The organism is Streptomyces poonensis, assembly GCF_014650915.1.
Classification (GTDB): Bacteria; Actinomycetota; Actinomycetes; order Streptomycetales; family Streptomycetaceae; genus Streptomyces; species Streptomyces poonensis.
Map to the genome: position 1 here is coordinate 548102 of NZ_BMVW01000002.1, position 15903 is coordinate 564004.

Annotated in this window: 13 protein-coding genes and 3 pseudogenes; 3 read left to right on the forward strand and 13 right to left on the reverse strand. The window is 72.5% G+C overall.

Going from position 1 to position 15903, the window contains the following annotated elements:
* Position 1: 1 nt before the first annotated feature.
* Together IE242_RS09380 and IE242_RS09385 are read right to left on the reverse strand one after the other, a co-directional pair.
* Positions 2 to 1594, reverse strand: a complete 1593-nt coding sequence (locus tag IE242_RS09380; RefSeq protein ID WP_189857259.1) for a hypothetical protein — start codon at positions 1592 to 1594, stop codon at positions 2 to 4.
* A 704-nt stretch (positions 1595 to 2298) separates the two neighbouring features.
* Complete coding sequence (locus tag IE242_RS09385; RefSeq protein ID WP_189857261.1) at positions 2299 to 3585, reverse strand: hypothetical protein; 1287 nt, start codon at positions 3583 to 3585, stop codon at positions 2299 to 2301.
* Between the two features lie 221 nt (positions 3586 to 3806).
* On the opposite strand from IE242_RS09385, the gene IE242_RS09390 reads away from it, so the two are divergent.
* Positions 3807 to 4322: a mycothiol transferase gene (locus tag IE242_RS09390; protein WP_189857263.1), complete on the forward strand. Its 516-nt coding sequence runs from the start codon at positions 3807 to 3809 to the stop codon at positions 4320 to 4322.
* A gap of 86 nt (positions 4323 to 4408) precedes the next feature.
* Here IE242_RS09390 and IE242_RS09395 read toward each other — a convergent pair whose 3' ends face one another.
* From IE242_RS09395 to IE242_RS09415, 5 genes are all read right to left on the reverse strand, one after another.
* On the reverse strand, positions 4409 to 6034 hold the full coding sequence (locus tag IE242_RS09395; RefSeq protein ID WP_189857265.1) for a VWA domain-containing protein: 1626 nt from the start codon (positions 6032 to 6034) through the stop codon (positions 4409 to 4411).
* A gap of 79 nt (positions 6035 to 6113) precedes the next feature.
* The gene (locus tag IE242_RS09400) at positions 6114 to 7340 is read right to left on the reverse strand and encodes an AAA family ATPase (protein WP_189857267.1); all 1227 of its coding nucleotides are present in this window, start codon (positions 7338 to 7340) and stop codon (positions 6114 to 6116) included.
* A gap of 100 nt (positions 7341 to 7440) precedes the next feature.
* A complete protein-coding gene (locus IE242_RS09405) occupies positions 7441 to 8523 on the reverse strand; it encodes an adenosine deaminase (RefSeq protein WP_189857269.1) in 1083 nt (360 codons plus the stop codon).
* A 64-nt stretch (positions 8524 to 8587) separates the two neighbouring features.
* On the reverse strand, positions 8588 to 8986 hold the full coding sequence (locus IE242_RS09410) for a VOC family protein (protein ID WP_189857271.1): 399 nt from the start codon (positions 8984 to 8986) through the stop codon (positions 8588 to 8590).
* A gap of 452 nt (positions 8987 to 9438) precedes the next feature.
* Entirely contained in the window at positions 9439 to 10332 is an 894-nt protein-coding gene (locus IE242_RS09415) for a glycoside hydrolase family 19 protein (protein ID WP_189857273.1), read from the reverse strand.
* 257 nt (positions 10333 to 10589) lie between these two features.
* Between IE242_RS09415 and IE242_RS09420 the strand changes: the two genes are divergently transcribed.
* The gene (locus IE242_RS09420) at positions 10590 to 11660 is read left to right on the forward strand and encodes an acyl-CoA dehydrogenase family protein (RefSeq protein ID WP_189857275.1); all 1071 of its coding nucleotides are present in this window, start codon (positions 10590 to 10592) and stop codon (positions 11658 to 11660) included.
* 69 nt (positions 11661 to 11729) lie between these two features.
* Here the strand turns inward: IE242_RS09420 and IE242_RS09425 are convergent, their stop codons facing one another.
* The 5 genes and pseudogenes from IE242_RS09425 to IE242_RS39120 form a co-directional block, all read right to left on the reverse strand.
* The gene (locus tag IE242_RS09425; protein WP_189857277.1) at positions 11730 to 12884 is read right to left on the reverse strand and encodes an LLM class flavin-dependent oxidoreductase; all 1155 of its coding nucleotides are present in this window, start codon (positions 12882 to 12884) and stop codon (positions 11730 to 11732) included.
* A gap of 530 nt (positions 12885 to 13414) precedes the next feature.
* Positions 13415 to 13969 carry an NADPH-dependent FMN reductase gene (gene ssuE / locus IE242_RS09430; RefSeq protein ID WP_189857279.1) on the reverse strand — a complete coding sequence of 185 codons (555 nt, stop codon included), beginning with the start codon at positions 13967 to 13969 and terminating at the stop codon, positions 13415 to 13417.
* A gap of 80 nt (positions 13970 to 14049) precedes the next feature.
* Positions 14050 to 14423 (reverse strand): annotated as a pseudogene (locus IE242_RS37510) (acyl-CoA dehydrogenase family protein); the annotation flags it as partial.
* Positions 14424 to 14428: 5 nt separating this feature from the next.
* Positions 14429 to 14608: pseudogene (locus IE242_RS09435) on the reverse strand (dimethylsulfone monooxygenase SfnG); the annotation flags it as partial.
* A gap of 225 nt (positions 14609 to 14833) precedes the next feature.
* Entirely contained in the window at positions 14834 to 14917 is an 84-nt protein-coding gene (locus IE242_RS39120) for a putative leader peptide (RefSeq protein ID WP_373299497.1), read from the reverse strand.
* Between the two features lie 135 nt (positions 14918 to 15052).
* On the opposite strand from IE242_RS39120, the pseudogene IE242_RS09440 reads away from it, so the two are divergent.
* Positions 15053 to 15337: pseudogene (locus IE242_RS09440) on the forward strand (LysR family transcriptional regulator); the annotation flags it as partial.
* A gap of 140 nt (positions 15338 to 15477) precedes the next feature.
* Here IE242_RS09440 and IE242_RS09445 read toward each other — a convergent pair.
* The gene (locus tag IE242_RS09445; RefSeq protein WP_189857281.1) at positions 15478 to 15645 is read right to left on the reverse strand and encodes a DUF8839 family protein; all 168 of its coding nucleotides are present in this window, start codon (positions 15643 to 15645) and stop codon (positions 15478 to 15480) included.
* Positions 15646 to 15903: the final 258 nt, after the last annotated feature.

Genomic DNA, 15903 nt, shown 5'->3' on the forward strand with positions numbered 1-15903 from the left:
ACTAGCGCCCGTCCCGGAGTCCGGCGGGCGCGAGGTGGAAGTCGAAACCGCCGAACCGGTGGGTGGGCCAGTCACGGGCGTACGCGGGCGGCGCCGCTCCCGGCGCGGTGAGCGCCACGACCGGGACCCGCTCGGCGGTGCGCAGGATCTCGCCCCGGGTGGTGTTGGCGTTGTTGCCGCGGGTGTTCCCGGACGCGCAGCGGGCGTAGAACCCGACCGGGATGGCCTGGTGCCCGGTCACCAGGCAGGGCGGCCGCACGCCGAGCCGGTGCAGTTCGGCCGCGGTGCGCGTCCAGTTCTCGCGGCTCGCGGTGGTGCGCTCGACCGTCCGCTCCAGCACCGCGTACTGCGCCACGAGATGCCCGGCCAGCACCAGCGCCACCAGCGTCACGGCGACCGGGCGCCAGGTCCGGCCCGGCGCCGTGACCAGGTGGGCGAGCGCGTCGGCGGCCACGAGGAACAGCAGCGCGTAGGCGGGCAGGAGGAAGCGCGGAGCGGCGTACCCGATCAGGAACAGGTAGGGGACGGCCGCCGTGGCGGCGCAGGCCAGCGGGATCAGCGTGACCTCGGCGCGCCGTGCCCTGACGGCCACCACCAGGCCCAGCACGGCGAGCACCGGCAGGAGGTACCACCAGAAGGTGACCGTCAGGTCGGCCGGACCGCCCGTGCACGGCCGGCACAGGGTGCGTCCGCCCAGGCTGCGCAACTGGTCGTCGACGGCGATGTTCCAGCCCAGCCCGCCCTGGACGCGGGACCCGTCGGACAGCCGCTGCCGCAGACCGCCGTACGCCGTGTACGCCTCGATCACCCAGGGCGCCGCTCCCGCGGTTAGCCCGGCGAGGAGCGCCGCGAGCAGCCGCGGATGCCACCGGCGCCGTACGCACACGAGAACGGCGAGCAACGGCAGGGTCACCCACACGGCGTCCGTGGGGCGCATCACCGCCATCAGCGCGGCGCCGGCGCCGGCGCCCCACAGGGCCGCCCGGTGGCCGCGGTCGGCCACGGCGGCGTGATCGGCCCGTTCGCCGTCCTCGGCTCGTTCGCCCCCGTCGGCCCGGGCGGTGCGATCGGCCCTGGCGCCGCGATGAGCCTGGGCGCGCAGGAAGCAGCCGACGCAGACCAGCGCCCCGATCGCCACCCAGTAGTTGGGCATGGCCTGCGGGCCGTAGAACAGCGTCACCCACAGGGTGGCGAAGAGGGCACCCGCCCCGGCCAGCACACGGGCCGGGAACAGTCCCCGCCAGGCGCGCAGCGCCAGATACAGGGCGAGCCCGGACAGCACGGCCAGGTAGATGCGCAGCAACGGGGTCGACGACGACCAGGAGGCGATCGGCGCCACCAGCCAGGACACGCCCCGCGCGCGTGGGGCGCTGAAGAACGCGGCCGGAGCGTCGGGACTCACCTGGCTGACGTACACCGACTCGTCCCAGCCGAGGCCCGTCCCCGGTCGTACGAGAGCGAGTTGGGCCGCGGTGAAGGCACCGGCCACGCCCCACAGCCACCCCTCGCCGCGCTCCCGCCACGACGTGCCGGTGACGGTGACCGGGCCGGGGCGCCGCGCTTCGGCGACCGTGACGTTCGAGCTGCTGACCATCGTCCACCCTTCACCTCCGGGCCCGGGCCCGGAGGTTCCCTCGCCTCCTCGCTGCGCGGCCGCGCGGGGCACGGCGAGAAAACGGATCCGAAAAAACATGGACAAAATAGTCAAATAGACTGGCATGCGCCGTGCGGGGGCACACGGGAACGGAGCACTTGAGCCAACCGGCCCAACGGACCGGTGGACCGTCGGGATTCGCGGGACCTGCCGGAACCGGCCCGGCTCCCGGGCAGGCCGGCTCACCGGACCGGGGACACCGGGTACGGTCTCGCCCCGCCCGGCGGAGGAACCACGGGACCGTCGAGGTCTCCGGGACTCCCACGGCCGCTCACGTTGCGTTCCGGCAAAGACCGCCTCCTCGCCCGGGGGCGTTCAGTCTGCACGCCGGGTGGCGCTTCGGCCAATCCGGGGAGCGGTCTTTCGCCATGCCGCCGCTTGTCCGGAACGGGCACCGGGCCACGGCCGGACGCCGGGCCCCGCCGTACCGCGGGAGCAGGGCGCAGAGGACAGTCCGCGCAGGCCAGGCGTTCGCGTCCCGTCGGGCGACGCACAGCGGGCGGACGTACGTCCCGACGCTCCCGGACGCGTTCTGCGGGGGCCGTCCGATGGCCGGTTCCGGCGGCGAAGGGCGGGAAGTCACCGGTGGACGGCACAGCGCGGCGGCCGGGGCGGGTACCCCGGCCGCCGCATCCTCGCACGCGTCAGCAGATGTTCTGGCTGCTGTTGACGAGCGTGTTGTTGCGGAAGGTGGTATTGGTGCCGCAGGGGTTCTCGCGGATCGCGGAGTTGGTCACCGTGAGGTTCTGAATGGTGATGTCGGAGTTGTTGGGGAACTCCGAGCGGGCCGCGAGCCGGATCTCGCCGCCGCCGGTGACGCTGCCGCTCTGGGCCGCGATGTTCACGTTGTAGCAGTTCTCGACGAGGATCGCGTTGTTGCCGGTGTTGCTGAGGTTGACCCGGTCGATGACCGCGCCACCGCTCTCGGAGACACAGAAGACCCCACGCCCGCCGCCGCGCGCGACGACCTCGCCCACGCGGATGTTGGTGGGGTAGGAGCTGCCGACCCTGCCGTTGCGGTTGGCCATGCGGAAGGCCGCGTACCCGGTTCCGGTGCCCGCGCCGTCCGCGTCGACCTTCGTCACGGTGGCGTTGATCGTCTGGTTGAGGAGGAGCCCCGACTCGCCCACGTTGCGGGCGGTGACCGTGCCGACGGTGAGGCCGTCGACGCCGTACGTCTCGACCGCGTGGCTGCTCGCGCCGGAGACGTACACGTTGTCGATCCTGACGTTCTTCGTCCACTGGCTGGTGTCGCCGCGGTTGTCGATGCGTACGCCCAGGCCGGCCGAGAGGCGCATGTCGATCTGGCCGAGGACGACGTTCTGGACGTTGCGCAGGAAGATGCCGTACAGCGGGGCACCGGTGACGTTGAGGTGCTGGACCTCGATGTCCCGGGTGCCGCGGGAGTAGACCGGCGCCTGGTCGCCGGACCCGCTGCCGGTGACGTTGATCGTGCCGCACACGTCGAGGACGGTGTAGCTCGGCAGGGAGACCCGCGATCCCGCGCCGATCGAGCCCGAGCCGCGGACGACGACCCGTTCCTTCGACGTCCGGTTCGCGGTCAGGCTGCCGATGGCCGCCTGCATCGCGGCCCGCATGTCGCTGCCGGTGTACACGACGCCACTGCCGCGCCGGGCGGTCCAGGTGCTGCCGCTGAGCACGGCCTCCGCCTGGTACGAGCCCTCACCGCAGGCGGCCGCGGCGGCCTGCCGCGGGGCGGTGACGGCGCGTCCGGCCGACGGCGCACCGGCCGGCGACGCGCTCGGGGCCGCGCTCGGGGCCGCGCTCGCGGGGGCCGTCAGCACGGCCGCCCCGGTGAGCAGGGCGGTGGCACAGGCGGCGGTGACACCGGCACGCCGCCTGCGGCTTCCGCGGGCGAGCACGGTGGCGTCGGCGGTGTCGGTGAGGTGAGGTGCGGCTCTGCGTCCCATCTCGTCTTCTCCTCTGTGGGGGTGGTGCGCCTGCCGATCCGGCCCATGACCGATTGAATCGATTCATTGATGACGCATACATGACAACAGCTGGACAGCAAGCGTTTTCTACGGCGGCGCCGAGTGTGGCAACGCCGCTCCGTGCGGTCAAGGGGTCAGGGGTGCGAGACGTCCGGGATTCTCGGAGGCGCGGCAGCCGCGCATGCGGGAAGGTGGAGGTCATGGACACCAAAGACGTTCTGGCCGAGGCGTTCGGGCGCATCCGGGAAGAGGTCCACTCCGTGGTCGAGGGACTGCCGCCCGACGTCCTCGACAATCCGCCGCAGGGCGGCGCCAACCCCATCTCCTGGCTGGTCTGGCACCTCACCCGCGTCCAGGACGACCACATCGCGGACGTGGCCGGCCGGGAGCAGGTGTGGACGTCGGAGGGCTGGGCGGACCGCTTCGGCCTCGGCCTGCCCGCCGAGGACACGGGGTACGGGCACAAGCCGGACCAGGTCGCCCGGGTACGGGTCGGCTCGGGCGACCTGCTGCTCGGCTACTACGACGCGGTGCACGAGAAGACGCTGGCCTTCCTCGCCGGCCTCACCGACGGGGACCTCGACCGGATCGTGGACGAGAACTGGGACCCGCCCGTCACGCTCGGCGTACGGCTGGCCAGCGTCCTGTCCGACGACCTCCAGCATGTCGGCCAGGCCGCGTACGCACGGGGGCTGCTGCAGCGCGCGGAGTCGTAGCCCTCCCCGCGCGGCACGGACGGCGGACGGAGGACATGGACGGAGGCCATGCTCGGAGACCATGGACGGAGGACGAGGGCGCCGGGTCAGATCACGCGGAAGAGGTCGGCGGCGGCGTGGACGTCGGTGAGGTCCTGGACGGAGCGGAGGTTGTCGCACAGGGCCTCCAGGACCGAGCCGGCCTCGCCCACGCGCGGGGCGCCGACGACCACGCCGAAGACCCGGAAGCCCAGCCGGTGTTTGGCGTCGTTCCAGCCGCGCATCCATTCCTCGGTGACGCCGCAGTCGTCGTCGGTGATCATCACGATGTCGCCGCGCATGCGGGCGGTGTCGTCGAACTCCTCCTCCAGCAGTTCGCCGGCCGCCGACAGCGGTGTCTGGTAGCTGGTGCCGCCGCCGAGGAAGGTCTCCGCGAAGTCGAGGACCCGGTCGATGTCAGTGGGCGGACCGGCCGGGAAGCGGAAGACCCGGATCTTGCCGGCGGCGGAGAACAGGATGCCGACGAAGTCACGCTTCGCGTGGCGGGCCTGGTCCAGCAGTGCCAGGGCGCACGCCTTGGCCCACGCCTCCCGGGTGACGCCGCCGGGCCCCGCCTCGTACATGGAGTGCGAGGTGTCCACGCACGCGATGACGGCGCCCTGGCCGGTGGTCTGCTCCCCCTGGCTGTCGTAGAGCATCAGCTCCCCGGCGACGTAGCGCACGGCGAACACGGCACGCAGCTCGGGCAGGCCGAGGCCCGCCAGTTCGGAGGGGATGACGCGGGAGAGGTCGTCGCCGAGCGTGACGCCGACGAGTTCCCCGGTGGCGTTCTCCACCTTGCGGGCGCGCTCACCGCCTGCCATCTGCCGGAAACGGCCGATCAGTTCGGCCCACTCGGCGAAACGGCCGGTGCGCAGCCGCTCGGCGAGCCGGGCGCGCCGGTCGAACGGCATCCGCTCCAGCTCACCGGGAGCGACACCCCAGGCCCGCATCAGCGCGGCCTCCTTCCGCACGGCCCCGGCGGCCTTCGCCGCCGCGTTCCGCGCGTCGGCCCGGATACCGGGGACCGCCGCCGCGAGGGCCTGCGCGGCGCCCTGGGCGGCCTCCCGAGCGGCGGCCTCGGCGGCCTCGGCGGCCGAGACCGCCCGCTGTACGGCATCGACGGCCGGATCCGGCACGGTGCCGTCCCCGTCGGCCTCGTCGGCGGCCTGCTGGAGCGCCTCGCCCACGGCGGTCGCCGCGCTTTCGGCGTCCCGCCCGGCCCGCTTCGCCCGCTGGGCCTCCTCCTGGACCTGACGCACGCGCTCCAGCATCCCGCGCAGCGCGGCGGCCTGGGCCAGTACGGCCATGGCGGCGGCGTAGGGGTCGCCGGCCGTCTCCCGGCGCAGCTCGGCGAACTCCGGTGACTCCACCAGGGAGGTGATCACCTGGTGGTTGACCAGCCGCGAGGGGTCCATCTCCGCGCGCTCGCGCACCCGCGGGCCGGCCTTGTAGGCGGCCAGGAAGACATCGGTCAGGAGGTCGGTGGTGTGGTGGTCGTAGCGCTCGTCGAACTCCTCGGCCAGCTCGCGCAGTCCGGCCGACTGCTCGTAGGTGTCACGCCATGCGATCCGGTCGGACCGGTCCGCGACCACGGCCGCGGTGTGCCGCTCGGCAGCGGCGGCGGACGAGCCGCCCAGCCACACCCCGGCCCGGCTCGCCAGCTCGTCGAGCGTGATCGGTGTCCTGTCCATGGTTCCGTCCCGGGTTCCGTCCGCCGGTGTTCCAGAGCTGGGCCTGCACCGTGTTCCAGAGCTGGGCCCGCACCGTGTTCTACAGCTGGGCCTGCACCGTGCTCGCGTCCACGCCGAGGGCCTCGGTGAGGACACGGGCGCGGACGGCGCGCTGCCGGCCGGTGACCCGGTCGATGGCGGCGGTGGAGCGGCCGGCGCTCGCCGCCTCCTCGCGCAGCTTCTCCAGCCGCTTCCCCGCCATGGCGAGCTTGTTGTGGGCCTTCTTGATGACCCACTCGCTCAGCGCCTCGCGGGACTGCCCGGCCATGGCGTCGAGCTGCGCCTCCAGTTCCCCGATGACGTCGGCCAGGTCGAGCGCCTCCTTGGCGTCGGGGTTGACCAGGTGCAGCACCTCGCGCTCGACGGTCGGGCGTTCGGCGGGGGAGTTCCACAGCACATGGGTCAGCACCGACAGGTCGGTCTCGGCGACCGCCGGACGGCCGTCGAGGTACGCGGAGGCCTGGAGCAGGCGCACCGCCTGCCGCCAGCGGCGGTCGGAGGCGACGAGTTCCTTGCGGCGCAGGGCGGCCCGCAGCGTGCACACGGCGTCCACGATCGTGTCGGGGACGTCCACGGCCGGGACGGCCTCGGTCACGGCGTGCTGCAGCGCGGCCAGCCCGACCGTGGTCCGTGCCGGTGGCGCCGGGCGGCCGACGGCGGAGCGGACCAGCGCGGCGAAGTTCGAGGGGTCCTCCAGGTACCCGACCTCGATCCGCACCAGCAGCCGGTCGTAGATCGCGGCCGAGTCCTCTCCGCCGGGCAGTTCGTTGCTGGCCGTGATGGCCCCGATCAGAGGGCAGCGGATCGGCTCGCCGCCGTTCTCGGGGTGGTAGATCCGCTCGTTGAGGAAGCCCAGCGTCTCGTTCAGCGCCGCCGTGGAGCACTTGAAGATCTCGTCGATGAACGCGACGTGCGCGGTCGTGGCGCGGCCGTCGTAGACCTGGCGGTACTCGCCCCGCGCCAGCGCCGCCACATCGATGGGGCCGAACATCCTCGTCGGCGCGGTGAACTTGGACAGGAGGATCTCCCAGTAGGACGCGCCCTCGATCCTGCCCGTGAGCTCCCGGGCCATCTCGGACTTCGCCGTCCCGGGCGGACCGAGCACCATCGAGTGCTGCCCGGCCAGCAGCGTCACCACCAGCATCCGCACCACGTCGGCCCGCTCATAGAAACGGTCGGACAGCTCGTCGCCGATCGCGCGCAGCCTGGTGGCGGTGTCCTGCGCATCGTAAGCGTTCTGCGTGCCCTGCGCGTCCTGCGCGCCCATGAGATGAACTCCTTGCCTGCGGCGCCCTGTTGGGCTGACGGGACGGCACTTACGGGACCCAACATACGTCCTCACGTGCCGCCCCCCAGCCCCAGGGGACTCACTGCCCCGGCAGCTCGTACCCCGGCAGGACGACGTCCCGGATGAGGGCGACGCGCTCGTCGTACGGGAGGAAGGCGCTCTTCACGGCGTTCACGGTGACCGTGCGCAGGTCGTCCAGCGTCCAGCCGGCCTGGTCCACCAGCAGGGACATCTCGCGGGTCATGGTGGTGCCCGACACCAGACGGTTGTCCGTGTTGAGGGTGACGCGGAAGCCCAGGTCCTTCAGGGCCGTGATGGGGTGCTCGGCGATCGAGGCCGCCGCGCCGGTCTGGAGGTTGGAGGTCGGGCACATCTCCAGGGTGATGCGGCGGTCGCGCACCCAGGCCGCGAGCCGGCCGAGCTTGCCGGCCGCGAGGTCGGGAATGTCCTCGGTGATGCGGACGCCGTGCCCGATGCGCTGGGCGCCGCACATCTGGAGCGCCTGGTGGATGCTGGGGAGGCCGTGGGCCTCACCGGCGTGGATGGTGAAGGGGACGCTCTCGGCGCGCAGGTACTCGAAGGCGGCCAGGTGATCGGCGGCCGGGAAGCCGTCCTCGGCGCCCGCGATGTCGAAGCCGACGACGCCCGCGTCCCGGAAGGCCACGGCCAGGTCGGCGATCTCCCGGGTGCGGTCGAACATGCGCATCCCGCACAGCAGGGTGCCGACGCGGACCGGGGTGCCCGCGGCCGCCGCCTTCGCCATACCGGCGGCCAGGCCCTCCTGCACGCTCTCGACGACCTCCGGCAGGGTCAGACCGCCCTTGAGCATCAGCTCGGGCGCGTAGCGGACCTCGCCGTAGACGACACCGTCCGCGGCCAGGTCGAGCACGTACTCCTCGGCGGTGCGCAGCAGGCCCTCGCGGGTCTGCAGCACGGCGAGGGTGTGGTCGAAGGTCGCTATGTAGCGGACCAGGTCACCGGAGTTGGCCGCGTCGTAGAACCAGGCGGCGAGGGCGTCCGGGTCGGTCGTGGGCAGGGTGTGGCCGGCCTCCTCCGCGAGCTCCACGAGTGTGGCGGGACGCAGACCGCCGTCGAGGTGGTCGTGCAGGACGGCCTTGGGGAGGCGGCGGAGGGTGTCGGTGTCGATACGGGGGACGGTCATGCGCTCTGTTCCTCGGTGGGTCGTGAGTGGTGGGAGACGTGGCCGGGGCGGGCCCGGATGAGCGTCAGCCGATGGCGGGCTGCAGCAGGTCCCAGCGGTTGCCGTACAGGTCCTGGAAGACGGCGACCGTGCCGTACGGCTCGTGGCGCGGCTCCTCCAGGAAGGTCACGCCCGCGGCACGCATCCGGGCGTGGTCGCGGGCGAAGTCGTCCGTGTGCAGGAAGAAGCCGACGCGCCCGCCGGTCTGGTCGCCGACGCGAGCCCGCTGCTCCTCGCCCTTCGCCCGGGCCAGCAGGAGCGCACTGCCGCCGTGGCCCTCGCCGCCCGGCTCGACGACGACCCACCGGCTCCCGTCGGGTCGCGGCGCGTCCTCGGCGAGCCGGAACCCGAGCGCGTCCGTGTAGAAGCGGATCGCCTCGTCGTAGTCGTCGACGACGAGGGTGACCAGGGCGATGCGTCTCATCGGGGCCTCTCCGGGAGGGCGGGCGTCGTGTGCTGTGTGGTGAGTGGTGAGTGGTGAGTGGTGAGTGGTGTGTGGTGAGTGGTGTTTGACGGGGGACGTTATACGTAACACTGCGCGTACGGCAAACCGCCCGTCATCCCTGCGCGCGGGGCGCTCGGAAGAAATGCCGGACGGAAGCACTCGTACTTCCCGGCGACGCCGGGCTCGAAGGGGAGGCCGGGTGCAGCCGAAGGGACCGGTGCCCAGACGTACGGCGTGCGTGGCCCCCCGCTTCTCCGTACCACGAGCACCACGAGCACCGCACAAGGAGGATGACGTCGCAGTGTGACCACGCGTGCTCATGGTGCGAGCACAGGAGTCGCCCGGTGACCCGGCGGCCCCGGGGGCAGGTGCATGACATCCCTGACACCTATGGACTCCCCGGGCCACCGTCCGACGCCTGCCCGCAGCCGTCAGCAGTACAGATTGCCCCCCGGCGAAACTCCCAGGATCTGTGTGAACCGCTGGTAGTTGTTCACCCGGCTCTGCACCTGCGCCGGGTTCTTGCCGTCGCACTCCAGGGAGCCGTTGATGCTGCGGATGGTCTGGCCGAACCCGGCACCGTTCACCATCGCGTTGTGGCCGGTCATCGTGCCCGGGCCGGTCTGGGTGTTCCAGTACCACAGGGCGGTCTTCCAGGCCACGGCGGAGTCGTTCTGCACCAGCCAGGGGTTGTTCAGCAGGTCGATGCCGAGGGCGTCGCCGGCCGCCTTGTAGTTGAAGTTCCAGCTGAGCTGGATGGGGCCGCGGCCGTAGTAGGCCGCCTGGCCGGCCGGGCAGCCGTAGGGCTGGTTCCAGTCGCAGTAGTGCGGGTAGTTGGCGGTGTTCTGCTCCACTATGTGGACCAGTCCGCCCGTCTCGTGGCTGACGTTGGCGAGGAAGGCCGCCGCCTCCTGCTTCTTCGTGGTGTCGCTGCCCGTGGTGGCGAAGGCGGGGTACGCGCCGAGGGCCGCCTTCAGACCGCTGTACGTGTAGAAGGAGTTCCGGTTCGGGAACATCTGGTTGAACTGGGCCTCGCTCACGACGAAGCCCGAGGGGGTGCCGGGGTTGGTGCCGCCGTCACAGGCGTACGGCTCCCAGTACCAGGTGCTGATGATCGGGTCGTAGCCCGGGTTGGCATGCTCGGCGATGTACGCCTTGCCGTCGGTGTAGCGGACGATGTCGCCCGCGTTGTACGACTTGCCGGCGACCCAGTTCGGGTAGCTCGAACAGGGTGCGGCCGACGCGGACTGGGCCGGCAGCAGCACGGGGGCCGCGGTACCGACGACGAGCGCGGTCAGTACGGCGGAGATACGGCGTCTCGACAAGGGTTCGACTCCTTCGCGGGACACGGCCGCACCCGCTCGAGGGCAGGGTGCAGGGCACAGCGGAGCCTCGTGCGCACGTGCCGGACGGGCCGGCCACGGCGTGGGGGCGGCCGTGGTGGGGGGTGGGCAGCCACACTCAACCGCTTTGGTCTGTACCAGTCAAGGGTGTAGACCAGTCAATCCACGGTGCTGCGGGGAATGCGGGGAACTGCAGGAACTGCGGGGAATGCGGGGAACGCGAGGAAAGAATGTGCCGTATGACCTCCTCACCGCTGCCGCCCCACCCCCTCGTCCTCCGCGCCCGTCGGCTCGCGGACGAGCTGCTCGTCCCGCACGCCGAACAGGTCGACCAGGAGGGCGTGCCCGTCGGTCACATCGAGGCCCTGAAACGGTCGGGGCTGCTCGGCGTGAGCGCGCCCGCCGCGTACGGAGGAGCGGAGGCGCCCGTCACCGTGGCCCGGGAGGTGGCCGAAATCCTGGCCGGGGCGTGCTGCTCGACCTGGTTCGTGCAGACCCAGCACCACACTCCGGTGAGACTGCTGTCCACGGCCGAGGGTCCCGTACGTGAGCGGCTGTTGCGGCCGCTGGCGACGGGTGAGCTGCTGGCCGGGATCGCCTTCGCCCATGTCCGGGCCTTCCCCCGCGTCCCGGTGCGCGTGACGGCCGAGCGGGGCGGCCGGCGCTTCGACGGTGTGGTGCCGTGGTGCACGGGCTGGGGCCTGAACGACGTGGTGCTGCTCGCCGGGGTGAGCGACGCGGACGAGGTGGTGTTCGCCTGCGCGCGGGCCCGCGAGCAGCCGGGGCTGCGCGCGTCGGCCCCGATGCGGCTCGCGGCGCTCACCGCGGCCCGTACGGTCTCCCTGACGCTGGACGGTCTGTGGCTGGACGAGGACGCGGTCGTCCTGCGCACCCCGCGGGAGGAGTTCGCCCGGGCCGACCTGCCGCAGACCGCCAACACCTCCCCCGCCGTCTTCGGGATCGCCCACGCGGCGCTCGCACTGCTGCTGGAGGGGGCCGCGGAGGCGCGGGAGACCGCGGAAGCGCTGCGCGACCGTGTCGACGAGGTGCGGCGGCGGGCGTACGAACTGGCCGACCATCCGGTGCCGCACGAGGTCGTCGAGGAGCGGCTGACCCTCAAGGCCCGGGCCTACGACCTGATGCGCGCGGCGACGACCGCGGCGATCGTGGCCGGGGGCGGGCGGTCCCTGAGCCTCGCGAGCCGCGCCCAGCGGCTGGCCCGCGAGGGGATGTTCCTGCTGGTGCAGGGCCAGACGGCCGAGGTGCGCCGGACCCATCTCGCGGCCCTGGCCGCCCCGGCCGGAAGCTGAGGTTCCGGCCGGGCGGCCGGCGGCCGCGCCACGGAGGAGCCCGGCGGCCCGGTGAAGCACTCCCCCGGTCTAGCTCGCGAACGGCACCCGTGCCGCCGCCGGTGCGTCCTGCCGCCCGTCCGGGTGCCGCCACAGCCCCCGCGCGGCCAGCCGCGGCAGGACGCCCTCACCGAACCAGTACGCCTCCTCCAGGTGCGGATAGCCGGAGAGGACGAACTCGTCGATGCCGAGGGCGTGGTACTCCGCGATGCGGTCGGCCACCTCGTCGTGGCTGCCGACGAGGGCGGTGCCCGCGCCGCCCCGGACCAGGCCGATGCCCGCCCACAGGTTGGGGTGGATCTCCAGGTCGGCGGAGGTGAGCCGGCCGCCGTCGTGGAGGGCCAGCATGCGCCGCTGGCCCTCCGACTCACTGCGGGCGAGACCGGCCTGGACGGCCCGTACGGTGTCCGGGTCGAACCCCGCGAGCAGGCGGTCCGCCTCGGCCCACGCCTGCTCGGAGGTGTCCCGGGTGATCACGTGCAGGCGGATGCCGAAGCGGAGGGTGCGGCCCTCCTTCGCCGCCAGGTCCCTGATCCAGGCGATCTTCTCGGCGACCTGGGCGGGCGGCTCGCCCCAGGTGAGGTAGACATCCACGTGCCGGGCGGCGACCTCGCCGGCCACGGGTGAGGAGCCGCCGAAGTACACCTCGGGGACCGGGTCGGGGACGCGGGCGAGCCGGGCGTCCTCGACCCGGAGGTGCTCCCCCGCCAGGTCGACGGTCCTGCCCTCCCACAGCCCCCTCACCACCTCCAGGAACTCTCCGGTACGGCGGTAGCGCGCGTCCTTGTCGAGGAAGTCGCCGTAGGCCCGCTGCTCGTGGCTCTCGCCGCCGGTGACGACGTTCAGCAGGAGGCGCCCGCCGGTCTGCCGCTGGAAGGTGGAGGCCATCTGGGCGGCGAGCGTGGGCGAGAGGAAGCCGGGCCGGAACGCGATCAGGAACTTCAGCCGTTCCGTGTTCTGGCTGACCATCGCCGTCGTCAGCCAGGCGTCCTCGCACCAGGCGCCGGTCGGGGTGAGCGCGCCGACGAAGCCGAGGTTCTCGGCGGCGCGGGCGATCTGGCTGAGGTAGGCGACCGTGGGCGGCCGGTCCCGGCCGGTCGTGGTGGCCGGGGTGCCGTGGCCGCCGCCGATGACGTCACGGCTGTCGCCGTTGGTGGGCAGGAACCAGTGGAACGTGAGGGACACGGGGGATCTCCGATCGGGTCTGTCCGGCATCCGCCAGAGGAGGCCGTGGCGGGGTGGCCGGGTGCCGTTCAGCACATGGCGGCCGATGTGCTGGACCTTCCAGCGGGCCGGGTCGCGCCATCGAGGAGGGCGGCGCGGAGCGCCTCGTTGAGGGGCGGTGGCCGGGTCGCGCCATCGAGAAGGGCGGCGCGGAGCGCCTCGTTGAGGGGCGGTGGCCGGGTCGCGCCATCGAGAAGGGCGGCGCGGAGCGCCTCGTTGAGGGGCGGTGGTCGGGTGACGCATCGAGAAGGGCGGCGCGGAGCGCCTCGTTGAGGGGCGGTGGTCGGGTGACGCATCGAGAAGGGCGGCGCGGAGCGCCTCGTTGAGGGGCGGTGGTCGGGTGACGGGTGGGCGTACGGGCGTCGCGCCAGTGGCGGTGGAGGTTGAGGGAGGCGCGGGCGGCGTCGACCTGCCGGGCGGCGGCGCCGAGCAGTGCCTCCGACGCCCGCACCTGGACGGCCGGTTCGCCGAAGCGCTGGACGAGCAGCGGGTCAGCCCGCCGCGGCCAGGAACGGGGTGCGGCCGAGCGCCGCCGAGAACTGGTCGACGACCTGCGCCAGGGCCTCGGCCGCGGCCGGGGCGACGGTGACGGAGCCGTCGTCGTGGGCGGTGACGTCCTTGTCGAGGGTGAACCAGCCCTGCACGATGTGCGCCGCTCCCATGGAGTTGAGCACGGGGCGGAGCGCGTAGTCGATCGCGAGGACGTGGGCGGTGGTGCCGCCGGTGGCGAGCGGCAGGACGGTCTTCCCGGCGAGGGCGTACTGCGGCAGCAGGTCGAGCAGCGCCTTGAGGACGCCGGAGTAGGCGGCCTTGTAGACGGGGGTGGCGATGACGACGCCGTCGGCCTGCTCGAACAGCTCCGTGGCCTCGACGATCGCCGGGTGCCGGAAGTCCGCGCCGAGCAGGGCCTCGGCCGGGACGGTGCGGATGTCGAGCGGGATCACCTCGTGGCCCTGTGCGGTGAGGCGGGCGTCGAGGTGGCGCAGCAGGCGGGCGGTGCGGGAGGAGGCGGAGGGGCTGCCGGAGACGGACAGGACGGTGGTCATGGGTCCTCTTTTCGGGCGGGGAGCCGGGGTGCCCGCTTGTGACGGGCACCCCGGTGGGAGCGGGAGCGGAACGGGAGCGGTCAGGGGTACGAGGTGGGTTCGGGCAGTTCGCCTTCGAGGACCCAGCGGCCGAGGCCCCAGCGGCCGACCTCGCGGCGCTCGTAGGCGACCGGGTCGTGGAGGGTGTGGGTGCGGACGTCGCGTCAGAACCGGTTGGGGCCCTCGGCGGTGGCGGTGGAGCGGGCGCCGGTCACCTCGAAGATGCGGTTGCTGATCTCCAGGGCGACGTCGGTGGCGCGGGCCTTGACCGCGCCACCCGCACCTCGAACTCGCCCCGCGTCCGCTCGGTCACGGCGTCGGGGTCGTCGTGCAGCCTCTGTCCCTCGGCGGCGACGGCGTCGGCGAGGGCCTCGGCCGCCCAGAGCTTGGCGGTGAGGTCGCCGTAGACGTCGACGAGCAACGGACCTGGGTGAGCGCGTAGTCGAAGCCGTTGTTCTCGGCGAGGACGGCGAGTTCGCGGTTGTAGTCGTAGCTCCGGTCGGTGCGCTGCTCGATCTTGCTGGTGCCCAGGCCGCCACTGACATGGGGAACCCAGCAGGCGAATTCCAGGGGTTGTACGGAAAGGGGTGCTGCGGGCATGGCGGACTCCTGTCGCGGTATCGCGGGCGCGCCGAATTCAAAAAGGGCGCGACGAATCGGTGGGACACGTCACCGCGGAATTCAGGCGTACGAGGCGTACGGAGGGTGAGGGCGATCCGCGGCCGGGAACGGACACGGCCGGCGGCCGGTGCGGGCGTGGAAGCGGGGCGCGGAACTCGCGGACCGTGCGGGACTCGGCGAACGAGGGGCGGCGGACCGGGAGGTTCAGGCCGCGGCGCAACAGGAGGCGCTGGCGACGCGGGCGAGGTCGACATGGCGTCGCCGCGTGAGATCCAGTCGCATCTTCATGGCGACGATCGTGGCAGCCGCCGGACCGTACGGTCAAGGAAAACCCGACCGGTCTCGTCATCCGGACCACCGAATCTCACGAAGGCGTGACAGGGAAACCCTTGAACGGTCCTGGTGACGGCGCATTCTGCGGGGGTGCGAATAGAGCAGCTGGAATACATCGCGGCGGTCACCGGGTCTCGGTTCGCTGCGCCGCGCCGCGCCGCCGAGGAACTCCACATGTCGCAGCCCGCGTTGAGCGGGACCGTGCGGAATCCGGAGCGGGAACTCGGCGTCGATCTGCTGGAGCGTAAACGCAGCGGCGCCAGGATGAGCGCCGAGGGCCGTGAACTGCTGCCGCACGTCGTCGGCGTGCTGGACGCGGTCGACCGGCTGCGGGGCGCGGCGGGCGAACAGCACCGCATCAGCCGCATGGTGCGCGACCCAGGCGCTCCTCATGCTCCGGCGCCGCCGGGCCGACTCGGTGCCGCGCGCGATGGAGGGCCTGCATTCGGCGTTCGTACGCCGTACGCCGAGCCCGGGCCTTCGCGCGGAACTGACCGCCCGGCGGCGGGACCGGGTCAGTCGTCGTCGCGCGCGGGGACCACCACGAGGAAGGCGTCGGACTCCAGGTCCATCACCACGGTCGCCGGTTCGCCCTTGGCGCGGCGCTCGGCCGCGTACTCCTCCGCCGGCCACGATCCGCGCGGAGCCCCCGCGGAGAACCGCTCCAACACCTTCGCACGCATAACGGCGAACACCTCCCGTGCCGACCCGCGACTCGCTCGAAGCGACTGCCCTCGTTCCCTCCGCTTGCCCCGGAATCGGGCGGACATGTCAACCGATACCCGGAATCCACCCTCTCGGCGGCTACGCCCCCTTGTCCCCCTTGGCTCTCTTGGCTCTCTTGGCTCTCTTGACCCCCTTGCCGCCCTCGACCCTTATGGTCATGTCCATTGCTACACATAAGCCATCAATAAGAGCAAAATGGATAGACGAGGCATTTA

Excerpts from the sequence above, each read along its gene's own strand:
- IE242_RS09380 (WP_189857259.1), bottom strand. The coding sequence starts at position 1,594 with ATGGTCAGCAGCTCGAACGTCACGGTCGCCGAAGCGCGGCGCCCCGGC.
- IE242_RS09385 (WP_189857261.1), bottom strand. The coding sequence starts at position 3,585 with ATGGGACGCAGAGCCGCACCTCACCTCACCGACACCGCCGACGCCACC.
- IE242_RS09390 (WP_189857263.1), top strand. The coding sequence starts at position 3,807 with ATGGACACCAAAGACGTTCTGGCCGAGGCGTTCGGGCGCATCCGGGAA.
- IE242_RS09395 (WP_189857265.1), bottom strand. The coding sequence starts at position 6,034 with ATGGACAGGACACCGATCACGCTCGACGAGCTGGCGAGCCGGGCCGGG.
- IE242_RS09400 (WP_189857267.1), bottom strand. The coding sequence starts at position 7,340 with ATGGGCGCGCAGGACGCGCAGGGCACGCAGAACGCTTACGATGCGCAG.
- IE242_RS09405 (WP_189857269.1), bottom strand. The coding sequence starts at position 8,523 with ATGACCGTCCCCCGTATCGACACCGACACCCTCCGCCGCCTCCCCAAG.
- IE242_RS09410 (WP_189857271.1), bottom strand. The coding sequence starts at position 8,986 with ATGAGACGCATCGCCCTGGTCACCCTCGTCGTCGACGACTACGACGAG.
- IE242_RS09420 (WP_189857275.1), top strand. The coding sequence starts at position 10,590 with ATGACCTCCTCACCGCTGCCGCCCCACCCCCTCGTCCTCCGCGCCCGT.
- ssuE (WP_189857279.1), bottom strand. The coding sequence starts at position 13,969 with ATGACCACCGTCCTGTCCGTCTCCGGCAGCCCCTCCGCCTCCTCCCGC.
- IE242_RS39120 (WP_373299497.1), bottom strand. The coding sequence starts at position 14,917 with ATGAAGATGCGACTGGATCTCACGCGGCGACGCCATGTCGACCTCGCC.
- IE242_RS09445 (WP_189857281.1), bottom strand. The coding sequence starts at position 15,645 with ATGCGTGCGAAGGTGTTGGAGCGGTTCTCCGCGGGGGCTCCGCGCGGA.